Annotated in this window: 17 protein-coding genes; 4 read left to right on the forward strand and 13 right to left on the reverse strand. The window is 71.4% G+C overall.

Going from position 1 to position 18,027, the window contains the following annotated elements; translation table 11 throughout:
* Positions 1–31 precede the first annotated feature (31 nt).
* From ACFY9I_RS25610 to ACFY9I_RS25660, 11 genes are all read right to left on the reverse strand, one after another.
* Complete coding sequence (locus ACFY9I_RS25610; protein ID WP_391005398.1) at positions 32–1,639, reverse strand: family 43 glycosylhydrolase; 1,608 nt, start codon at positions 1,637–1,639, stop codon at positions 32–34.
* Positions 1,636–2,481 carry a DUF6807 family protein gene (locus ACFY9I_RS25615; protein ID WP_391005618.1) on the reverse strand — a complete coding sequence of 282 codons (846 nt, stop codon included), beginning with the start codon at positions 2,479–2,481 and terminating at the stop codon, positions 1,636–1,638. The genes ACFY9I_RS25610 and ACFY9I_RS25615 overlap by 4 nt, the downstream gene beginning before the upstream one ends.
* The gene (locus tag ACFY9I_RS25620; RefSeq protein ID WP_391005400.1) at positions 2,481–3,656 is read right to left on the reverse strand and encodes a Gfo/Idh/MocA family oxidoreductase; all 1,176 of its coding nucleotides are present in this window, start codon (positions 3,654–3,656) and stop codon (positions 2,481–2,483) included. Before ACFY9I_RS25620 ends, ACFY9I_RS25615 begins: the two co-directional genes overlap by 1 nt.
* Complete coding sequence (locus ACFY9I_RS25625; protein WP_391005402.1) at positions 3,653–4,969, reverse strand: polysaccharide lyase family 1 protein; 1,317 nt, start codon at positions 4,967–4,969, stop codon at positions 3,653–3,655. Before ACFY9I_RS25625 ends, ACFY9I_RS25620 begins: the two co-directional genes overlap by 4 nt.
* The gene (locus tag ACFY9I_RS25630) at positions 4,966–5,868 is read right to left on the reverse strand and encodes an ABC transporter permease subunit (RefSeq protein ID WP_391005404.1); all 903 of its coding nucleotides are present in this window, start codon (positions 5,866–5,868) and stop codon (positions 4,966–4,968) included. Before ACFY9I_RS25630 ends, ACFY9I_RS25625 begins: the two co-directional genes overlap by 4 nt.
* On the reverse strand, positions 5,865–6,809 hold the full coding sequence (locus ACFY9I_RS25635; RefSeq protein ID WP_391005406.1) for an ABC transporter permease subunit: 945 nt from the start codon (positions 6,807–6,809) through the stop codon (positions 5,865–5,867). Before ACFY9I_RS25635 ends, ACFY9I_RS25630 begins: the two co-directional genes overlap by 4 nt.
* 186 nt (positions 6,810–6,995) lie before the next feature.
* The gene (gene araD, locus ACFY9I_RS25640; RefSeq protein ID WP_391005408.1) at positions 6,996–8,717 is read right to left on the reverse strand and encodes an L-arabinonate dehydratase; all 1,722 of its coding nucleotides are present in this window, start codon (positions 8,715–8,717) and stop codon (positions 6,996–6,998) included.
* Positions 8,714–9,625 carry a dihydrodipicolinate synthase family protein gene (locus ACFY9I_RS25645; protein ID WP_391005410.1) on the reverse strand — a complete coding sequence of 304 codons (912 nt, stop codon included), beginning with the start codon at positions 9,623–9,625 and terminating at the stop codon, positions 8,714–8,716. The genes araD and ACFY9I_RS25645 overlap by 4 nt, the downstream gene beginning before the upstream one ends.
* Positions 9,626–9,740: 115 nt before the next feature.
* Positions 9,741–10,412, reverse strand: a complete 672-nt coding sequence (locus ACFY9I_RS25650) for an FCD domain-containing protein (RefSeq protein ID WP_391005412.1) — start codon at positions 10,410–10,412, stop codon at positions 9,741–9,743.
* A gap of 149 nt (positions 10,413–10,561) precedes the next feature.
* The gene (locus ACFY9I_RS25655; RefSeq protein WP_391005414.1) at positions 10,562–11,311 is read right to left on the reverse strand and encodes an MBL fold metallo-hydrolase; all 750 of its coding nucleotides are present in this window, start codon (positions 11,309–11,311) and stop codon (positions 10,562–10,564) included.
* 78 nt (positions 11,312–11,389) lie between these two features.
* Complete coding sequence (locus tag ACFY9I_RS25660; protein WP_391005416.1) at positions 11,390–12,055, reverse strand: TIGR03086 family metal-binding protein; 666 nt, start codon at positions 12,053–12,055, stop codon at positions 11,390–11,392.
* Between the two features lie 440 nt (positions 12,056–12,495).
* Between ACFY9I_RS25660 and ACFY9I_RS25665 the strand changes: the two genes are divergently transcribed.
* Together ACFY9I_RS25665 and ACFY9I_RS25670 are read left to right on the forward strand one after the other, a co-directional pair.
* Positions 12,496–12,870 carry a VOC family protein gene (locus ACFY9I_RS25665; protein ID WP_391005418.1) on the forward strand — a complete coding sequence of 125 codons (375 nt, stop codon included), beginning with the start codon at positions 12,496–12,498 and terminating at the stop codon, positions 12,868–12,870.
* 91 nt (positions 12,871–12,961) lie between these two features.
* On the forward strand, positions 12,962–13,504 hold the full coding sequence (locus ACFY9I_RS25670) for a GNAT family N-acetyltransferase (RefSeq protein WP_391005420.1): 543 nt from the start codon (positions 12,962–12,964) through the stop codon (positions 13,502–13,504).
* Between the two features lie 79 nt (positions 13,505–13,583).
* On the opposite strand, the gene ACFY9I_RS25675 is transcribed toward ACFY9I_RS25670, so the two are convergent.
* A complete protein-coding gene (locus tag ACFY9I_RS25675) occupies positions 13,584–14,750 on the reverse strand; it encodes a hypothetical protein (RefSeq protein WP_391005422.1) in 1,167 nt (388 codons plus the stop codon).
* 38 nt (positions 14,751–14,788) lie between these two features.
* Entirely contained in the window at positions 14,789–15,748 is a 960-nt protein-coding gene (locus tag ACFY9I_RS25680; protein ID WP_391005424.1) for a 5-dehydro-4-deoxyglucarate dehydratase, read from the reverse strand.
* Between the two features lie 217 nt (positions 15,749–15,965).
* Between ACFY9I_RS25680 and ACFY9I_RS25685 the strand changes: the two genes are divergently transcribed.
* Both ACFY9I_RS25685 and ACFY9I_RS25690 read left to right on the forward strand, forming a co-directional pair.
* Complete coding sequence (locus tag ACFY9I_RS25685; protein WP_391005426.1) at positions 15,966–16,775, forward strand: NAD-dependent epimerase/dehydratase family protein; 810 nt, start codon at positions 15,966–15,968, stop codon at positions 16,773–16,775.
* A gap of 258 nt (positions 16,776–17,033) precedes the next feature.
* Positions 17,034–18,023: a DUF4872 domain-containing protein gene (locus ACFY9I_RS25690; RefSeq protein ID WP_391005428.1), complete on the forward strand. Its 990-nt coding sequence runs from the start codon at positions 17,034–17,036 to the stop codon at positions 18,021–18,023.
* Positions 18,024–18,027 lie beyond the last annotated feature (4 nt).

Below are 18,027 nucleotides of genomic sequence, written 5' to 3' on the forward strand. Positions count from 1 at the left end.
TCCCAACAGACGTACAGGTACATGAGTCGAGCTACGAACGGACGATCCGGAACTGTGTGAACGTGGCCGCCCCGGCGTGCCCCCCGCCGGTGGGCGCGACCGCGAAGAGGCCGAGCAGGGCACCGACCCAGCGCCAGGGGGTCGCGGCGAAGACCTGCCCCGAGGACTCCCACCCCTCCCCGACGTCGTAGGAGAACCGGCAGCGGGCCCCGGCCGAGGTCTCGATCCGCAGCCGGACCCGTCCCTCGGGCGCCGAGCGCGGATGGTCGGCGTCCCGTTCCCGTTCGGCCACGGTCTCGGCGAACCGGTGCACCAGGTGCACGGCCCCGTCGGCGCCCCGCTGGAGTCCGATCCAGCGGAACGCGTCCCCCAGCACGGCCAGCCCGGCCCGTGCCCCCGGCTCCTCGCTGTCGAGCCTCAGCCCGACCTCGATGACCGCCGGGATCCCCGGCAGCCGCTGTGTGAGCACATTCGCCAGTTTCCGCAGGTCGTGCGTGTGCACAGAGCGCACGCACGTGAGCCGCAGCCCGTCCCCGGAGTGCTGGGTGGCCCAGCCGTCCTGGGGGTTCGCGGTCCACTGCCACTGGCGTCCGAAGCGGCCGCCGGGGAAGTCGTCGTCGGTGGCGGGCGCGGCCGCCGGCTGCGGGGGCAGCTCCGGCTTGCGGTGCTCGGCGACGGGAGCGCCCTCGTCGCCGAGCACCGGCCAGCCGTCCTGCCCCCAGCGCATCGGCTGGAGATGGACGACCCTGCCGTACGCGCCCCGCTGCTGGAAGTGCAGGAACCAGTCCTCGCCGGCCGCCGTGCGCACCCAGCCGCCCTGGTGCGGCCCGTTGACCTCGGTGTCCTTCTGCTCCAGGGCGACCCGCTCCTCGTACGGGCCGAAGAACTCGCGGGAGCGGAAGACGCCCTGCCAGCCGGTCTCCACTCCCCCGGCGGGGGCGAAGATCCAGTACCAGCCGTCGTGGTGGTAGAGCTTGGGCCCTTCGAGGGTGAACCAGCCGGGGAGCCGGTCCGCGTCGACGACGACCTTGCCCTCGTCGAGCAGCCCGGTGCCGTCGGGTCGCATCCGGTGCCCGGTGAGCCGGTTCTTGATCCCGGAGCGGGACTTGGCCCACGCGTGCACGAGGTACGCCTCGCCGGTCTCCTCGTCCCACAGCGGGCAGGGGTCGATGAGTCCCTTGCCTTCCTTGACCAGGTGCGGGCGGGTCCAAGGGCCCCTGATTCCCGGGGCGTTCACCTGATAGATGCCGTGGTCGGGGTCGCCCCAGAAGATCCAGAACCGGTCGTCGAAGTGGCGCAGCGAGGGCGCCCACACCCCGCAGTCGTGACGCGGAACCTTGAACTCGGCGGCCGGTTCGAGGAGTGGGAGCGCGTGGCCGACGAGCGTCCAGTTGACCAGGTCCCGGGAGTGGAGCAGGGGAAGGCCCGGGGCCCGGCCGAAGCTGGAGGCCGTCATGTAGAAGTCGTCGGCCACGCGCAGGACATCGGGGTCGGACCAGTCGGCGTCGAGGATCGGATTGCGGTACGTCCCGTCGCCCCGGTCGGCGGAGAAGGCGGGGGCGACGGCGGTGGCGGGGGTCGCGCCGACGGAGGTGGCGGCGGCGGCTCCCACAGCGGTCGCGGCGAGCGTCTCGCTCACGGGCTCACCGCCTTGCGGACGAGGGCCGCCGCCTCGCCCCGGTCGAGGGTGCCGTCGGCGACGACGGTGACGACCCGGCGTACCACCGTCTCCCCCGGCTCGACCGGGAGCCGCTCGGTGTGGGCGAGGGAGGAGCCGACGCCCGGGTACTCGTCGGCGCGCACGAACCAGGGGTCGCGGCGGGTGGTGTCGGTGGCCCCCGCGAAGACGAGCGTCCAGTGGCCGCCGGCCAGGGCGAGCCAGTCGGCGCGGGCGCCGTGCACCCCGGACTCGCCCTCGGCGTCGGCGGTGAAGACACGGGGTGCCCGGTCCTCCTTGCGGGCCCGCCAGAAGAAGCCGCCGTACGCGGCGCCGGGGCGGCCGTTGGTGGCGGGGCTGCCGATCGACACCGGCGCGCCGGTGGTGTTGGTGAGGGAGAAGGTGAAGTCCAACGCCCAGGCGGTGTCGGTTAGTTCGGTGGCCGCGACGGTACGGCGCTCACGCAGCAGTTCCCGGCCGGAGGCCACCCAGCGCAGTTCCTCGACGAAGCCGTCGGGGTCGCGCAGTTGGAAGGCGGTGTGGCGCTGGGCGCCGTGGTTGTCGAGCTCGGTCGGGCCCTGGTCTCGGACGTAGGTGCGTCCGCCCCAGAAGTTGTGCCCCTCGACGTCGGGAACGGCGACACCGACGCCGAGGTGGTGGAGGTGGTCGGCGGGGCTCAGTTCGGTGACCGCCGTACCGGACAGGGTGGTGACAGGGTGCAGGAAGGGACGCGGGGAGAGCCGGTCCGGCAGCTCGGGCCGGGTGAGGTAACGGCCCACCGGCCGGCCCGCCACACGCAGGACCAGGGACTCGTCGGTCGTCATCATGTGCTCACCTCTTTCGCTGGAGCTTCGGGGAGCGCCCAGGGGGCGCCCAGCTCGGAGTAGAGGGCGAGGTTGTCGGCGGCGGCCGTGACGAGGGCGTCGATGCCGTCGACGACCCGCCGGTCCTCGTCGGGCAGCTTGTGCCAGGCTTCGGCCGGGAGCGCGATCGGATCCGGGGCGACCCGGATCGCCTCGACGACCTTCATGAAAGCGCCGGTCGTGTCCGGTGGGACCAGCAGATCGGTGCCGTCGACGAGATGGTCGACGAGGTTCTCCAGCAGGTCCGTGCGGCCGTACTCGATCTCCTCCGGGCCGTGCCCGGCCCGCTGGACGAGGACGCGGTCCTGCTTGTACCAGAAGGTGATCCGGCCGCTGGTGCCGTGGACGACGTTGTAGGGGTCGCCCGGGTTCTCGGCGCACAGCGTGGCGGCGACGGTGATCCGGCCGCCGTCGGCGGTGGTGACCCGTACGCACGAGGTGTCGTCGGACTCGATGTCGTTGGCCCGCAGCAGTTCGGTTTCGATGGCGGTGACGTCCTCGGCGCGGCCCGCGCCGCCGAGCGCGAGCCCGGTGGCGACGGCGTGCGCGAGGGGGTTGGTCAGTGCCCCGTCGATCACGTCGACGCCGTTCAGGCGACGCTTGCCGGCCCAGGGGGCCCGCCGGTAGTAGGCCTCGGCGCGGGCCCAGGCCCCGGCGCCGCCGATGCCGACGACCTCACCGATCAAGCCGTCGGCGACCATCCGCCGGATCGCGGGCACGGCGTGCGAGCCCAGCGACTGGAAGCCGATCTGGCAGACCACTCCGGCGGCGGCCACCCCGTCGGCCATCCGGCGGAACTCGGCGTAGGAGGGGGCCGGCGGCTTCTCCAGCAGGATGTGGACGCCCCGCTCGGCCGCCGTGAGGGCCAGGTCGGTGTGGGTGGGGATGGGCGTGCAGATCACCGCGATCGCGGCGCCCGTGGAGTCGAGGAGCGCCCCGAAGTCGGCGGACTGCTCGGGGGTGCCGAGGCCGTCCGGGATCTCGTCCGCGCCCAGCGGCGTCAGCTCGCAGATGCCCGCGAGCCGGACGATCCCCTTGTCCGCCAGACGCCGGATGTTCTCCAGGTGCCAGCGGCCGTGGCCCCGGGCGCCCGCGAGGACGAGCGGAAGCGGGTTCTCGTACGTCTTGGTGGTCATCGGATCCTCCCTGCGCCCGCGCCGCGTGCCACCTCTCGGTCGGCCTTGACGGCGCTGTCGATCTTCTGGTGCAGGGTAGGTGTCCAGCCCACGTCGGCCGTGAGATCACGCTCGCTGCCGGAGTTGTAGGCGTTGTGGATGGCCAGGAGATCCACCGGATAGCCGTTGAAGAGGGTGCCCGTCTGGTGGAGGGCGGTGCCGTTCCAGTTCTTCACCAGGTCGGCGACCTCGACGTGGCCGGGTGTGGTGAAGGCGTTGTTCTCGGCGTACACGGCGGACTCGGTGGAGACTCCCAGGGAGTAGCGGTAGTCGTGGGCGTCGGCCGGGACGACGTACCGGTTGTTGTAGACGTGCACCTGTCCGAAGCGGACGCGCGGGGCGCGCTGCACGACGTTCTCGAACTGGTTGTGGTGCAGCGTCACCCGGAGCTTGCCCCGGTCGCCGGTGGCCGTGTCCCCGCTGCCGATGAGCATCCCCTTGTCATGGTCGACGAAGCGGCTCCAGGAGACGGTGACCAGGTCGGAGGCGTTGGTGATGTCGAGCAGGCCGTCGTGGCGGAGGTAGTTGCGGCCGAAGTAGGTGGGCTCGTCCTCGTCGGGGTGCCCCTTGTCGGAGACGGTGACGTGGTCGACCCAGACGTGGCTGGAGCCGCTCACCCAGATGTTGTCGTACGCGGTCTTCCAGTCGCCGAGGCCGCCGGTGTTGGGCTGCCAGACGGGGAAGCAGTCGTAGGCGTCGCGGAGTTCGAGGTTGCGGACGATGACGTTGTCCACGCCCTTGAGCTGGAGGCTCGCGCCTTTGAGCACCGCGCCCCTGAGGCCGACGATCGTGGTGTTGGAGCCGACGGCCAGTTCGACCCGCTCGCGCTGCTTCGCCGCCGACGCCCGGCGGGCCTCCTCCTGGGGGCCGCTGGGCTTGGCGGCGCCCCAGACGCGCGGGTCGTACGCGGCCAGGTACTTCTTCAGGTCGTAGCCGTCGGTCGCGTAGTCGGCGCAGTCGAGCCGGCGGCCGTCGTCCCCGGTGTTGGCGTCGATGGTCCCGGCGATGCGGATGATCTTCGGGGTGGCGCTGCCGCCGTCCAGCGCGCGGACCAGCTCGCCGCGGGTGCGTACGGTGAAGACGTGGGCGTCGTCGGCGGTGGAACCCCCCGTGGTTCCACCGTCGGCCGCGGCCCAGCCGTCGTCCGCCGCGAGCGTGTCCCGGCTGATGTCCCGGGACTCCGCCCCGGCCGGGGTGGTGAGCGTGAGGCCCAACACCCCTGCCAGAGCGACCAGTTGCACGGCTCTGCGCGTGGCGAGCCCCCGTGGCCTCATCCCTTCACCGCCCCGGCGCTGAAGCCCGTGATGAGCCACTTCTGGATGAAGGCGAAGACGATGACCACCGGGACGGCGGCGATGATGCCGCCGGCCGCCAGCGCGCCCAGGTCGACGCTGTCGGCGCTGAGCAGGGTGTTCAGGCCGACCGGAATGGTCTGCTTCTCCTGGTTGCTGAGGAACATCAGGGCGAACAGGAAGTGGTTCCAGGAGTGCACGAAGGCGAAGGAGCCGACGGCGATCAGACCGGGCCGTAGCAGCGGCAGTACGACCACCCGGAACGCGGTGAACCGGTTGCAGCCGTCCACCCAGGCCGCCTCCTCCAGGGAGTACGGCACGTTCTTGATGAAGTTGCTGATCAGGATGATCGACAGCGGCAGCTGGAAGACCGTCTCGGCGAGGATGACGCTGCCGAGCGAGTTGATCATCCGCAGCTCGGCGAAGATCTGGAACAGCGGCACCAGGAGCAGCGCGCCCGGCACGAACTGGGAGCAGAGCAGCGCCAGCATGAACCCGCGCTTGATCTTGAAGTCGAAGCGGGCGAGGGCGTAACCGCCGGCCAGGGCGACCAGGGTGGTCATCAGCAGGGTGACGACACCGACCAGGATGCTGTTCTGGAAGTAGGTGCCGAAGGACCGCTCGTTCCACACCTTCTCGAAGTGCTCGAAGGTGATCGGCCAGGGCACGAGCGAGGTCGAGCCGGGCTTGCGCAGCGCGAAGAGCAGGATCCAGTAGAAGGGGACGAGGGTGAAGACCAGATAGATCCCCAGCGGCAGGTAGATCTGCCAGCGCGGCACCTCGTCCCAGGCCCGGCGGACCTTGCCGGGCCGCTGCGGGGGCTCCTCGGCCGCGGGCGCGGACGTCACCGGTACGGTCCTCTCGGCGTCCTTGGTGATCACTTGGACTCGCCTCCGAACTTGCTCAGCCGCAGATAGACCATCGAGCAGAAGAGCAGGATCACGAACGCGACCGTGGTGAGGGCGGACGCGTAACCGAAGTTGTGGGCGTCGACGGAGGTGTTGGCGATGTACAGCGGGAGGGTCGTGGTCACTCCGGCCGGTCCGCCACCCGTCAACGTGTAGAGCAGGTCGACGTTGTTGAACTCCCACACCGCGCGCAGCAGCGTGGAGAGGATGATCGCGTCCTTGAGGTGCGGCAGCGTGATGTGGATGAACTGCCGGACGCGGCTGGCGCCGTCGACCTCGGCGGCCTCGTAGAGGTCCTTCGAGATGGACTGGAGGTCGGCGAGGATGAGGATCGCGAAGAAGGGGACACCGCGCCACAGGTCGGCGACGATCGCCGCCGAGAAGACGGTGGAGGTGTCGGAGAGCCAGCTGGTGCCGTACTCGCCGATGCCCATGTCCGCGAGGTAACGGCTGATGCCGGTCTGGGAGTTGTAGAGGAGCACCCAGATCGCGGAGGTCAGCACCCCGGAGACGGCCCAGGGCGAGAAGACCAGCGCGCGGCCGACGGCGCGGCCGACGAACGTCTGGTTGACGATCAGCGCGAGGGCGAGACCGAACAGCAGCTGCAGCGAGACCTCGACGATCACCCACTTGGCGCTGAAGACCAGGGTGTCCCAGAACAGCGGGTCCTCGGTGAAGGCGTGGACGAAGTTGTCGAAGCCGGCGAAGCCGTTCCGCCAGGGCTTGGTGGGGTTGTAGTGCTGCAGGCTGTAGTAGAAGACGCTGATGACCGGGTAGGCGATGAAGCCCAGCATGAGCAGGGCGGCCGGGGCGATCAGCAGGTAGGGCAGCCTGCGCGGGGTCGCGGAGGCACGGCGCGCACGGCTCCGCCGGGGTGGCGTGGGGGGTTTCGCCACGGCTGCGGCTTGGGCCATGACTGGGGCTCCGTTTCTGGGTACGTCGTGGTGCGTTGTCGTGCAGGAAGCGCTTTCTCGATCTGCATGGGTGTGCTGGATCGCGCGGTACGGGGTGCCACCTGCGGTTGGGTGGCGGGTGCGGGTGCGTCGGGGTTGTTCGCGCAGTTCCCCGCGCCCCCTTGTTGGCACCCGGCGTCACATCGTTCAGCCCGCGTACGGGTCCGGGACCTTGCCCGGTCTGGCGAGGAACTCGAAGTCGCAGCCGGTGTCGGCCTGGGTGATCTGGTCGTTGTAGAGGGCGCCGTAGCCGCGTTCGTAGCGGGTGGGCGGTGGGGTCCACTCGGCTCGTCGGCGTTCCAGCTCCTCGTCGTCCAGGTTGACCTGGAGGGTGCGGGCCTCGACGTCGAGGGTGATCGAGTCGCCGGTCCGCACGAGGGCGAGGGGTCCGCCGACGTACGACTCCGGTGCCACGTGCAGGGCGCAGGCGCCGTAGCTCGTGCCGCTCATCCGGGCGTCGGAGATCCGCACCATGTCCCGTACGCCCTGCTTCAGCAGGTGGTCGGGGATGGGCAGCATCCCGTACTCGGGCATGCCGGGACCGCCCTTGGGGCCGGCGTTGCGCAGCACCAGCACGCTGTCGGCGGTGATGCCGAGCGAGGGGTCGTTGATGGTTCGCTGCATCGTCCGGTAGTCGTCGAAGACGACGGCCGGACCGGTGTGCTTGAGCAGGTGCGGCTCGGCGGAGATGTGCTTGATGACCGCGCCGTCCGGGCAGAGGTTGCCGCGCAGGACGGCGACGCCACCCTCGGTGGCGACCGGGTTGTCCCGGGTGCGGATCACGTCGTCGTTGTGGACGAGCGCGCCGTCGAGCTGCTCGCGCATCGTGTCGTACGAGACGGTCGGCCGGTCCAGGTGGAGCAGGTCGGTGATCCGGGACAGGAAGCCTGGCAGGCCGCCCGCGAAGTGGAAGTCCTCCATCAGGTACGTCCGGCCGCCGGGCCGGACGTTGGCGAGCACCGGGACCGTACGGGCGATGCGGTCGAAGTCGTCGAGGGTGAGCTTGACGCCCGCACGCCCGGCCATGGCGATCAGATGGATGACCGCGTTGGTGGAGCCGCCGAGTCCCAGGACGGTGGTGACCGCGTCCTCGAAGGCGTCGGCGGTGAGGATGTCGCTCAGCTTCCGGTCCTTGTGGACCAGTTCGACGATCCGGAGTCCGGCGGCGGCGGCCATGCGGTCATGGCCCGAGTCGACGGCCGGGATGCTGGACGCTCCCGGAACCGTGACCCCGAGGGCCTCGGCGGCGGCGGTGAGCGTGGAAGCCGTCCCCATGGTCATGCAGTGGCCCGGTGAGCGCGCCAGACCGGACTCCAGCTCGGTCATCTCGCAGTCGCCGATGAGCCCGGCGCGCTTGTCGTCCCAGTACTTCCACATGTCGGTGCCGGAGCCGAGCACCTCGTTGCGCCAGTGGCCCGGCAGCATCGGGCCGGCCGGCACGAAGACGGCGGGGAGGTCGACGCTCGCCGCGCCCATCAACAGCGCCGGGGTCGACTTGTCGCAGCCGCCCATCAGCACGGCCCCGTCGACCGGGTACGAGCGCAGCAGCTCCTCGGTCTCCATCGCGAGCATGTTGCGGTAGAGCATGGGGGTCGGCTTCTGGAAGGTCTCGGAGAGGGTGGAGACCGGGAACTCCAGCGGGAAGCCACCCGCCTGCCAGACGCCCCGCTTGACCGCCTGAGCGCGGTCACGGAGGTGCACATGACAGGGGTTGATGTCGGACCAGGTGTTGAGGATCGCGATGACCGGCTTGCCCAGGTGCTCCTCGGGGAGATAGCCGAGCTGGCGGGTGCGGGCCCGGTGGCTGAAGGAGCGCAGCCCGTCCGTGCCGTACCACTGGTGGCTCCTCAGTTCTTCCGGCTTCTTCATATCGACCACCCGGCGGCTATGGCGGAGACCTCCGCGCGCTCGGCCTCGGGCAGCTCCCTGCTGGGCGCCCGGACGTCGCGGCGGCAGAGGCCGAGGGAGGCGAGGGCCTCCTTGACGACGGTCACGTTGTTGGCTGAGCCGTGGGCGGCGCGCAGCTCCTCGAAGCGGCGGATCTGCTCCCAAACCTTCATCGCGGCCGGGAAGTCGCCCGATCGAAGCGCTTCGATCATGTTCAGCGAAACGGCCGGGGCGACGTTCACCAGACCCGAGGTGAAGCCGGTGGCGCCGGCCGAGAAGTAGGAGGGCGCGTACGGCTCGGCGAGCCCGGCCACCCAGACGAAGCGCTCCAGGCCGGCGTCGCGTGCGAAGGCGGCGAAGCGGGCGGCGTCCGGGACGGCGTACTTCACTCCGACCACGTTCGGGCAGGCGTCGGCGAGTTCGGTGAGGCGGGCGCCGGTGAGCTGGGCGTTGCGGATGTAGGGCACCACGCCCAGCTCGGGCACGGCCTCGGCGATCGCCCGGTGGTAGTCGACCCAGCCGCCCTGCGAGACATAGGGGTGCACCGGCTGATGGACCATCACCATCTGTGCGCCGACCTCGCGGGCGTGCTCGGCGGAGGCGATCGCGGTCGGCACGTCGTGTCCGACGCCGACCAGGATCACCGCCCGGTCGCCGACCTCGTCCATGGTCAGCTCCGTGACCAGACGGCGCTCCTCGGGGGTGAGGGCGTAGAACTCACCGGTGTTGCCGTTCGGGGTGAGGGTGGTGATCCCTCCGTCGAGCAGCCGACGCAGCAGGGCCCGGTGGGCGCCCTGGTCGACGGTGCCGTCCTCGGCGAACGGAGTCACCGGGATGGCCACCACGTCGGCCAGGGCCGTCCGTTGGGTCTCGAACGTCACGCTGCTCATGGATGACCTTCCTCTTCGAGGACTGCGGAGGCTGTGCGGCTTCGCCGCTCACTGACCTCGTGGACTCGGTGGCTTGCTTGGTTTCGCGGGCTGTGCGGGGCGGGGCTCGCGGTCCCTAGGTCTGGTGCGGGTGCCGGGCCCCGTCGGCGTCACGGGCCTCGGGGAAGGCCCGCTCCACGAAGGAGGCGATGTGCGCGTGCAGGGCGGCGGCGGCGCCGTCGGCGTCGCCGTCGAGGGCGAGCCGCAGGATCTCCCGGTGCTCGGCGGCCTCCCGCTCCCAGGAGGGGTCGGCCGCCCAGGCCACGGCCGAGACGAGCGCTGCCTGGTCACGCACCTCGTCGAGCATTCGGCCGAGCAGGGGGTTGCCGCACGGTACGTACAGCGCGCGGTGGAACTCCCGGTTGGCCAGCGACCGTTCGGCGGTGTCCGTGGCCTCGTCGGCCCTGGCCAGCGCGTCGCTCGCCGCGTCCCAGGGGGCACCGCGGCGCACCGAGCGCCGCAGGGCCTCCGGCTCCAGGAGCAGCCGTACGTCGTAGACCTCGCGCGCCATGTCCGCGTCCACCATGCGCACCGTGACGCCCTTGTACTGGCTCATCACGACGAGGCCGGTGCCGGCCAGCGTCTTCAGCGCCTCGCGCACGGGCGTCTTGGACACCCCGAACTGCGCGGCCAGCTCGGTCTCGACCAGGGCCTGACCGGGCGTCAACTGACCGGTCAGGATGCGGTGTTTGATCCCCTCCAGCACGAACTGCGTGCGGGACGGGATCGGCGTGGGCACAGAGGTCATGCGCGCCTCTCGAATGTTACGTACGGGATCCCACGTATGAGATCTCCCGTATCGCGTCTCATATATGACGTACGAAGTACGACGCGTTGAAGGTAGGGAGGGAGCCGTCGTTTCGTCAATGCCTCTGACAGAAGAAGATGTGCACGCGGTCACACGATCTTGGTGTCGCCCTCACGCGCGCTCTCGGTGGGACCCCCGAAGACCGCGGCTGCCCGCCCGGTCGCCGCCTCGGTGGTCAGCGTGGGCCCCACATGCGTGACGAGCAGCCGGCTCGCGCCCTCGGCGTACGTCCCGGCCTCCTCCGGCGTGAGATGCACCCGGGGTTCGCCATCGCGATGTGTGTCGAGGTCCGCCTCGCACAGGAAGAGGTCGGCGCCGCCCGCCAGGAGGTGCAGCGCCTCGCACGGCCCGCTGTCTCCCGAGTAGGCGAACACCCGCCCCTGGCACTCGGCCCGCAGCCCGTACGACTCCACGTCGTGGACCACGGCGCGGGCGGTGAGGGTGAGGTTCCAGTGCCGTACGGTGTGGCCGTCGTACAGGGGGCGGAAGTCGAAGACCGCGTCCAGGAACTCCGTGTCCGACCGCCCGAAGAACCCCGCGAGCCGCCGCGCGCAGTCGCCGGGCGCGTAGACCGGCAGGGGCGCGGGCAGGGTCAGGCCGCCGTACGCGAACCCGTACACCGCGGCCACCAGGTCGGCGCTGTGGTCCGCGTGCAGGTGGGAGATCCAGATCGCCGTGAGCCGGGTGGGGTCCGTGTGCCGTTGCAACTCTGCGAAGGTACCGAATCCCGCGTCCACCCATATCTCGGCGCCCCCACCGCGCAGCAGATAGCCGGAGGCGGGCCGGTCCGGGCCGGGATGCGGTGAGGCGGTGCCGAGGACGGTGAGGCTCAGGGGCATGTGGGGGAGCGTACGGAGGCGGGTGGGGGCCCGTGCCGCGTTCTGCGCGTTCTTTCGTGGGTTGCTCGCGCCGTTGCCCTATGGCTTCCACATCGGATCGCGTCCGCTCAACCCGATCACACGGTCGAGCAGCGGCGCGTCGTCCGGCACGGGCACCACGGGGCCGAAGATCTCGCCGCGCCCCGGGTCGTCGATCGCGGCATCGAGGAAGGAGTGTGTGGCGGCGAGGGCGGCCGGATCGGGGTCGTAGGCCTGACCGGTCGCCCGCGCGAGGTCCCAGCCGTGCACGACGAGTTCGTCGACGGCCACGGCACCGGCGACGGCGCCCGGCAGCGACACCCCGCCGGCCCTGGTGTCACCGGTCCAGGCGGCCGGGTCGCGCCAGGCCTCGGCGAGCTCGTCGAGCACCACGGGCAGGGCCTCCCGCCAGTCGGGGCCGACGTCCGGCAGGGCCGCCTGTGGGTCGGTGTCCGTCGTGGGACCGAGGTCCTTCCGGCCCGCGTCACGGAAGGCGACGGCGAGGCCGAGCAGATGCCCCAGCAGATGGCGCACCGCGTAGTCCGGGCACGGTGTCGGGTCCATGAGCTGCCCATCCCTGACGCCCCGAACGAGCCGGGCGACGACGCGGGTCTGGGGGCCCAGGTCGAGGGTCGTGGTGTCGTTGGTGTCGTTGGTGTCGGTGGTGTCGGTGGTGTCGGTGGTGCCAGTGGTGTCGCTGGTGCCGCTGGTGTCGTGGTCGGTCATCCGCTGCTCCTCACAGACGTGCCCCCCTTGCCCATGTAGACCCCCGGTCCGCCCGGAACTCATCGCTCGCCGCGCGACGGCCTCTACGGACGCGATCAGCCTCGGTCTCCCCTGCGTCCTGGTCGCCACGCTCACCACGGTCCAGCGCCGGACCCGCCGCACCTGCTGGGCCGCACCACCGCCACCGCCCACACCCTGCTCTTCGCCCCGACGGCGGTGGGCTCGGCGATCGGCGCGGGCCTGGTGCAACTGATCGACCTCCAGGTGCTGTCGGCGGGGGTGAGGGCGCTGTGCCTGGGGACGGCGGCCGGGCTGAGACGCCGTTCCGGATGAGCAACGGCGGCGGCCCGGGGTGCCGGCGCGCATGTCCGCCGGGAGGGCGGGTACGCACCGGCCCGTACGGGCGCCGCGCGAGCGGCCGGAGAGGGAGGACGTCGGAAGTGATTCGAAAGCTGCAGGCGGTCGCGCTGGACTGCGCTGATCCGGTTCTGCTCGCGCGGTTCTACGCGGACCTGCTCGGCGGCCGGGTGGTCGCGAAGCCGGAGGAACCCGACTGGGTCGAGGTGCACGGGTTCGAGGGGACACCGCTGGCCTGCCAGCGGGTGGACGGCTACCGACCGCCCGAATGGCCCGGTCAGGAGCGCCCGCAACAAGTCCACCTGGACTTCGACGTGGACGACCTCGACGGGGAGGAGAGGCGCGCGCTCGCCCTCGGCGCGACCGTCCTGGAGCGGACGGACCAGCTCCGTCCGGGGGCCAACTGGCGGGTCTACGCGGACCCGGCCGGCCATCCGTTCTGCCTCTGCTTCCACTGAGCCCGCCGGGCCCGCCGTCCTGGCCCGTGACCGGCGCGGCCGACTGCCAATCGGTTTGCCGCAGGTCGGCCCCGTCGGATAGGAAGCCGACATGCTGAAGGGCGACAAGGTCGGGCTGAGGGCCCGTCACGACGACGACATACCGGTTCTGCGGGCCGAGCTCTACGACGACGTGGTAAACGCCGCGCGCGCCGAAGCCGCGCCGTGGCGGCCGATCACGCCCGGCTCGAAGGATCCGCGGCTCGTGGTGGACGACAAGGAGCAGGGGCGCGTCCCGTTCTCCGTGGTCGAGCTGGAGGGCGGCACGCTGGTCGGCACCGCCACGTTGTGGGGCATCGACACTCACCACCGGTCCGCGCACGTCGGGTTGGGGCTGCTGCCGTCCTCGCGCGGCAAGGGCTACGGCACCGACGTGGTCGCGGTGCTGTGCCACTACGGTTTCGTCGTGCGCGGTCTGCACCGGCTGCAGATCGAGACCCTGTCGGACAACACCGCGATGCTGCGCTCCGCCGAGCGCAACGGCTTCGTCCGCGAGGGCGTGCTGCGCTCCTCGGCCTGGGTGATGGGCGAGTTCCTGGACGAGGTGGTGCTCGGGCTCCTCGCCCAGGACTGGAAGCCCGGCACGAAGGGCTAGCCGCGTCCGACGGTCGGTGGCGGTGCGGTGCGCGGTTCCCCGCGCCCCCGGAGGGGCGCGGGCCGTACGAGGCCCCGGGTCACCCCACCGCCGTCAACGCCTCCCGCACCGCCGCCAGGTCCTGGTCCGAAGCCAACCCGGCGTGGTAGAGCCGCAGTTCCGTCGCTCCCAGTTCCGCCGCCCGCCCCGCGTCCTCGGCCAGGGTCACCGGACTGCCGCCCATACCCGACACCACACCGAAGTTGGCGGCCAGCACGGCCCCCTCCGCACCGACCTCCGCGAACGCGGGCAGCAGCCCCGGCCCGCCCGCGCACGGGACGACGACGCCGTCGGCGACGCCGAGGACGTGCTTCGGGTCCACCCCGGGGTTCGCCCCGCAGTGGTACGTCACCGGGTCCGCGTGCAGCAGGATCTGGAAACCCTCCGGCGCGGCGGCCCGCACCGCCGTGACGGCCTCCTCCTGGAGCGAGCGGGCGATCGCGTCGCGCCACACGCGCGTGCCCGCGGCCCGCTCCGCACCGAGGAGCTTCTCGACGGCCGGCCAGCCCTCGTCGACGGCCTCGCCCCGCCACAGCGGCTCCAGCCCGTCGCGGACGGCCGCCGCCAGTTCGTCGGGGTCCTGGCCGATCCCGGCGTACCCGTCGCGGCAGGTCACGCAGAAACACAGCGACATCAGGTACTGCCCGGCGTCCCCCAGCCCGACCCCCGCCGTCTTGTCGTGGGCGTGCAGGTGGGAGATCCCGTACCAGCCGAGCGACTCCAGCTCCGTGCCCAGGGCTCCCGGCCGGACCGCCGCCTCCACCGCCAGATCGACGAGGTACTCGCGGGTCGCCGGCTGCGCGACGCACGGCGCCCAGGGATACCGGTCCCCGTACGCGTTGACCACGGAGGTCGAGGGATGCTCGGCGCCCATGCGGGAGTTGTGGGCCAGGACGACCCAGGTGTGCACCTCCAGACCGGCGGCGGCCAGGGCCCCGGCCGCCTTCCCGAACGCGTCGCCCGGCGCCCACTCCCCCGCCGGGTACGGCCGCAGCGTACGGCCCTCCCAGCGCTCGCCCGGCGGGTACAGCACGGCCGCGTGCTCGGCGGTGACGATGCGCTGCCGGGGGTGGCGGGGGGTGAGCGCGCGCGTGGAGTGGTACGCGGAGGCGAGCGTCACCTGCCGCACGCCCAGTCCGGCGACGCGCTCCGCGGCGGCCGGGTCCCCGTTGACGTCCCACGGGTAGACGAACGTCGACGCCTTCACTTGCCCTCCAAGTGCTCCTCGTGCCTCGCGGGGTCCGTCTACTGTCCGGACTCCGCCAGCGCGTACCCGCGCTCGATCAACTGGCCCAGTTGCTTGACGTCTTCCTCGGCCGGCTCGTGCAGCGGCGGCCGTACCTCTCCCACGTCCAGCCCCCGTAGCCGTACCCCGGCCTTGACCAGTGACACGGCATAGCCGCGTCCGCGGGCACGGAGTTCGACGAAGGGCCGGTAGAACCCGTCGAGCAGCCGTTCCACGATCGTACGGTCGCCGGTCTCCAGCGCCTGGTGGAAGGCGAGGGCGATCTCCGGGACGAAGCAGAAGACGGCCGAGGAGTACAGGGGGACCCCGACGGCCCGGTACGCCGGCTGGGTCAGCTCGGCGGTCGGCAGACCGTTGAAGTACAGGAACCCCTCAGGTACCTCGGCGCGCACCGCGCTCACGATCCGCGTCATCAGGTCGAGGTCGCCGAGGCCGTCCTTGAGGCCCACGATGCCTTCGGTGCGGGCCAGCTCGACGACGGTCTCCGGGGTGAAGACCGCGTTGTCGCGCTGGTAGACGACGACCGGCAGGGAGGTCGCCGCGGCGAGTGCGCGGTAGTGGCGCAGCAGGCCCTCCTGGGCGGCCACGACGAGGTACGGCGGCATGGCCAGCAGACCGTCGGCGCCGGCCTCCTCGGCGAGGCGGGCGTAGCGCACGGCCAGGGCGGTGCCGTAGCCCGCGCCGGCCACGACGGGCACCCGTCCGGCCGTCTCGGTGACGGCCGCCCGTACGCACTCCTGGAACTCCTCGGGAGTGAGCGCGTGGAACTCGCCGGTGCCGCAGCAGGCGAAGACCGCCGCGGCCCCGGCCTCCACACCCTGCCGGACGTGCGCGCGATAGGCGTCGAGGTCGACCGTGCCGTCCGGCCCGTACGCCGTGACGGGGAAGAACAGCGGTCCGCTGGGGACCCTGAGCCGGGCGGCGAGAGGGGCTGACGTCACGCGCTCTCCCAAGTCCATGTCGCTGATCAGTGTTTACATTTCTGAACAAGAGCACGCTAAGGCGCCCTCCTGGCACCGGTCAAGCCGGACAACCCGCGCCGCACCAGCGATTTCACGCCTTCGGCCCACCGCCGCGCGCCCCACTTGACGCAGGCGACCCGCACTCCCTAGCGTGTCCACGAATGTGAATGTCGGACGCCCATGTGCACAGATGGCGATGCAAGGAGTTCCCCGGATGCCCGCTCCCCGCACCGTTCTGCTCACCGGCGCCGCCGGTGGACTCGGCACCCTGATGCGGGAGCTGCTCCCGGCCCACGGCTACGAGCTGCGCCTTCTGGACCTGGTGCCGATCGAGGGCGAGCCGGACGCGATCACGGCCGACCTCGCCGACAAGGCGGCCCTGCGCGAGGCCGTACGGGGCCTCGACGCGATCATCCACCTCGCGGGCATCTCCCTGGAAGCCTCCTTCGAGAAGATCCTCAAGGCGAACATCGAGGGGACGTACAACCTGTACGAGGCCGCCCGCGAGGAGGGCGTGGGCCGGATCGTCTTCGCCTCCTCCAATCACGCGGTGGGCTACACACCCCGTCCGCAGGGCCGGGACCCGCTGGTCCCGGTCGACACCCCGCACCGCCCCGACACCTTCTACGGCCTGTCCAAGTCCTTCGGCGAGGACATGGCCCAGCTCTACTGGGACAAGCACGGACTGGAGACCGTCTCCGTGCGCATCGGCTCCTGCTTCCCCGAGCCCACCAGCGTCCGCATGCTCTCACTCTGGATGAGCCCGGCCGACGGTGCCCGCCTCTTCCACGCGGCCCTGACCGCCGAGCACGTCGGTCACACCGTGGTCTACGGCTCCTCCGCCAACACCCGCCTGTGGTGGGACCTCTCCACCGCCCGCGCCCTCGGCTACGACCCGCGGGACGACTCCGAGCCGTACGCCGAGAAGCTGATCGCCGAGCAGGGCGACCTGGACCCCGAGAACGAGGCGCACGCCAACCTGGGCGGCCACTTCGTGACCGACCCGCCGATCTGGCCGTACTGAGCGCGCACAGGTTCGTACGCCGTACGGGAAACGAGGGCCGTACGTCGTACGGAAGGAGCGGGCGGGCACCGAACGGGCCCGCCCGCTCCCGTGTCCGGACACGCCTGGTACCCGGTTCCACTCGACAGAACTGGTCGGCGCCGCAGAACTGGTCGGCGCCGCGCACCCGTTGTAGAACTGCCTCCGGGCCCCGGGCCCAGCGGCGCACCGCGGGGAGAACCGACGACCGCCGTGATCATCCTGTCGAGGAGGGGCGGCATGACCGAAGTGCGGGGTGTCGATGCTCGCGGTACGCACCACTGCGAGACCACGGTGCTGGGCGTGCTGCTGCGGCACCAGGGGCTCGATCTGTCCGAGCCCATGCTGTTCGGGCTCGGCTCCGGGCTGTCCTTCATCTACTGGGACAGCAAGAACATGGACTTTCCCTTCCTCGGAGGGCGCGTCAAGCCGTTCGAACTCACCAGGAACCTCGCCGACCGGCTCGGGCTGGAGCTCCAGGTGCGCGAGACCGGTTCACCCCGCCGGGCCTGGGAGAACGTGACGGCCCTCGTCGACGCCGGTACGCCGGTCGGGCTGCAGCTCGACAGCTACCACCTGGACTACTTCACATCGAAGGTCCACTTCGCCGGCCATGTCGTCGCCCTGTACGGCTACGACGACCGCAACGCCCTGCTGGTGGACACCGAGCAGCAGGGCGGAGCGGTGTCCACCAGCCTGACCGGTCTCGCCAGGGCCAGGGCCGCACGGGGCCCGATGAGCGCCAGGCACCGCTCCTTCACCCTCACCGCTCCGCGTGACGCGCCCTCCCCACGGGACCGGATCGTCCCCGCCGTCACCGCCTGCGCCGACGCCTTCCTCGACCCGCCCATCGCCAACCTGGGCCATCGAGGCATCGAGACGGCGGGCAAGCGGGTACGGACCTGGCTCCGGCGCACCGACCACCCGGAGCGGGACCTGCCTCAGGCCGCCCTCCTGATGGAGAAGGCGGGCACCGGCGGCGCCCTCTTCCGCAACCTGTACCGCGACTTCCTCGCCGAGAGCGCCGACCTGCTCGGTGACGGCCGTCTGCGCACCGGGCACACCCTGTACACCGAGGCGGCCATCCTGTGGACGCACGTGGCGGCACTGATCGAGAAGGCCGGTGAGTCAGGTGAGGAGCGGCACCTCGACGAGGCCGGCACGGTCCTCGGCGATCTCGCCCGCCTCGAACGCGAGGCCATGCGGGCGCTGAGCCGCCTGGAGGCGTGACCGG

Source organism: Streptomyces sp. NPDC012510 (genome assembly GCF_042955065.1).
Taxonomy (GTDB): domain Bacteria; phylum Actinomycetota; class Actinomycetes; order Streptomycetales; family Streptomycetaceae; genus Streptomyces.

Bases quoted from the DNA above. Each gene is read 5' to 3' on its own strand.
- ACFY9I_RS25615 (WP_391005618.1), bottom strand. From the start codon at position 2,481: ATGACGACCGACGAGTCCCTGGTCCTGCGTGTGGCGGGCCGGCCGGTG.
- ACFY9I_RS25620 (WP_391005400.1), bottom strand. From the start codon at position 3,656: ATGACCACCAAGACGTACGAGAACCCGCTTCCGCTCGTCCTCGCGGGC.
- ACFY9I_RS25625 (WP_391005402.1), bottom strand. From the start codon at position 4,969: ATGAGGCCACGGGGGCTCGCCACGCGCAGAGCCGTGCAACTGGTCGCT.
- ACFY9I_RS25635 (WP_391005406.1), bottom strand. From the start codon at position 6,809: ATGGCCCAAGCCGCAGCCGTGGCGAAACCCCCCACGCCACCCCGGCGG.
- araD (WP_391005408.1), bottom strand. From the start codon at position 8,717: ATGAAGAAGCCGGAAGAACTGAGGAGCCACCAGTGGTACGGCACGGAC.
- ACFY9I_RS25645 (WP_391005410.1), bottom strand. From the start codon at position 9,625: ATGAGCAGCGTGACGTTCGAGACCCAACGGACGGCCCTGGCCGACGTG.
- ACFY9I_RS25650 (WP_391005412.1), bottom strand. From the start codon at position 10,412: ATGACCTCTGTGCCCACGCCGATCCCGTCCCGCACGCAGTTCGTGCTG.
- ACFY9I_RS25655 (WP_391005414.1), bottom strand. From the start codon at position 11,311: ATGCCCCTGAGCCTCACCGTCCTCGGCACCGCCTCACCGCATCCCGGC.
- ACFY9I_RS25660 (WP_391005416.1), bottom strand. From the start codon at position 12,055: ATGACCGACCACGACACCAGCGGCACCAGCGACACCACTGGCACCACC.
- ACFY9I_RS25670 (WP_391005420.1), top strand. From the start codon at position 12,962: ATGCTGAAGGGCGACAAGGTCGGGCTGAGGGCCCGTCACGACGACGAC.
- ACFY9I_RS25680 (WP_391005424.1), bottom strand. From the start codon at position 15,748: ATGGACTTGGGAGAGCGCGTGACGTCAGCCCCTCTCGCCGCCCGGCTC.
- ACFY9I_RS25685 (WP_391005426.1), top strand. From the start codon at position 15,966: ATGCCCGCTCCCCGCACCGTTCTGCTCACCGGCGCCGCCGGTGGACTC.
- ACFY9I_RS25690 (WP_391005428.1), top strand. From the start codon at position 17,034: ATGACCGAAGTGCGGGGTGTCGATGCTCGCGGTACGCACCACTGCGAG.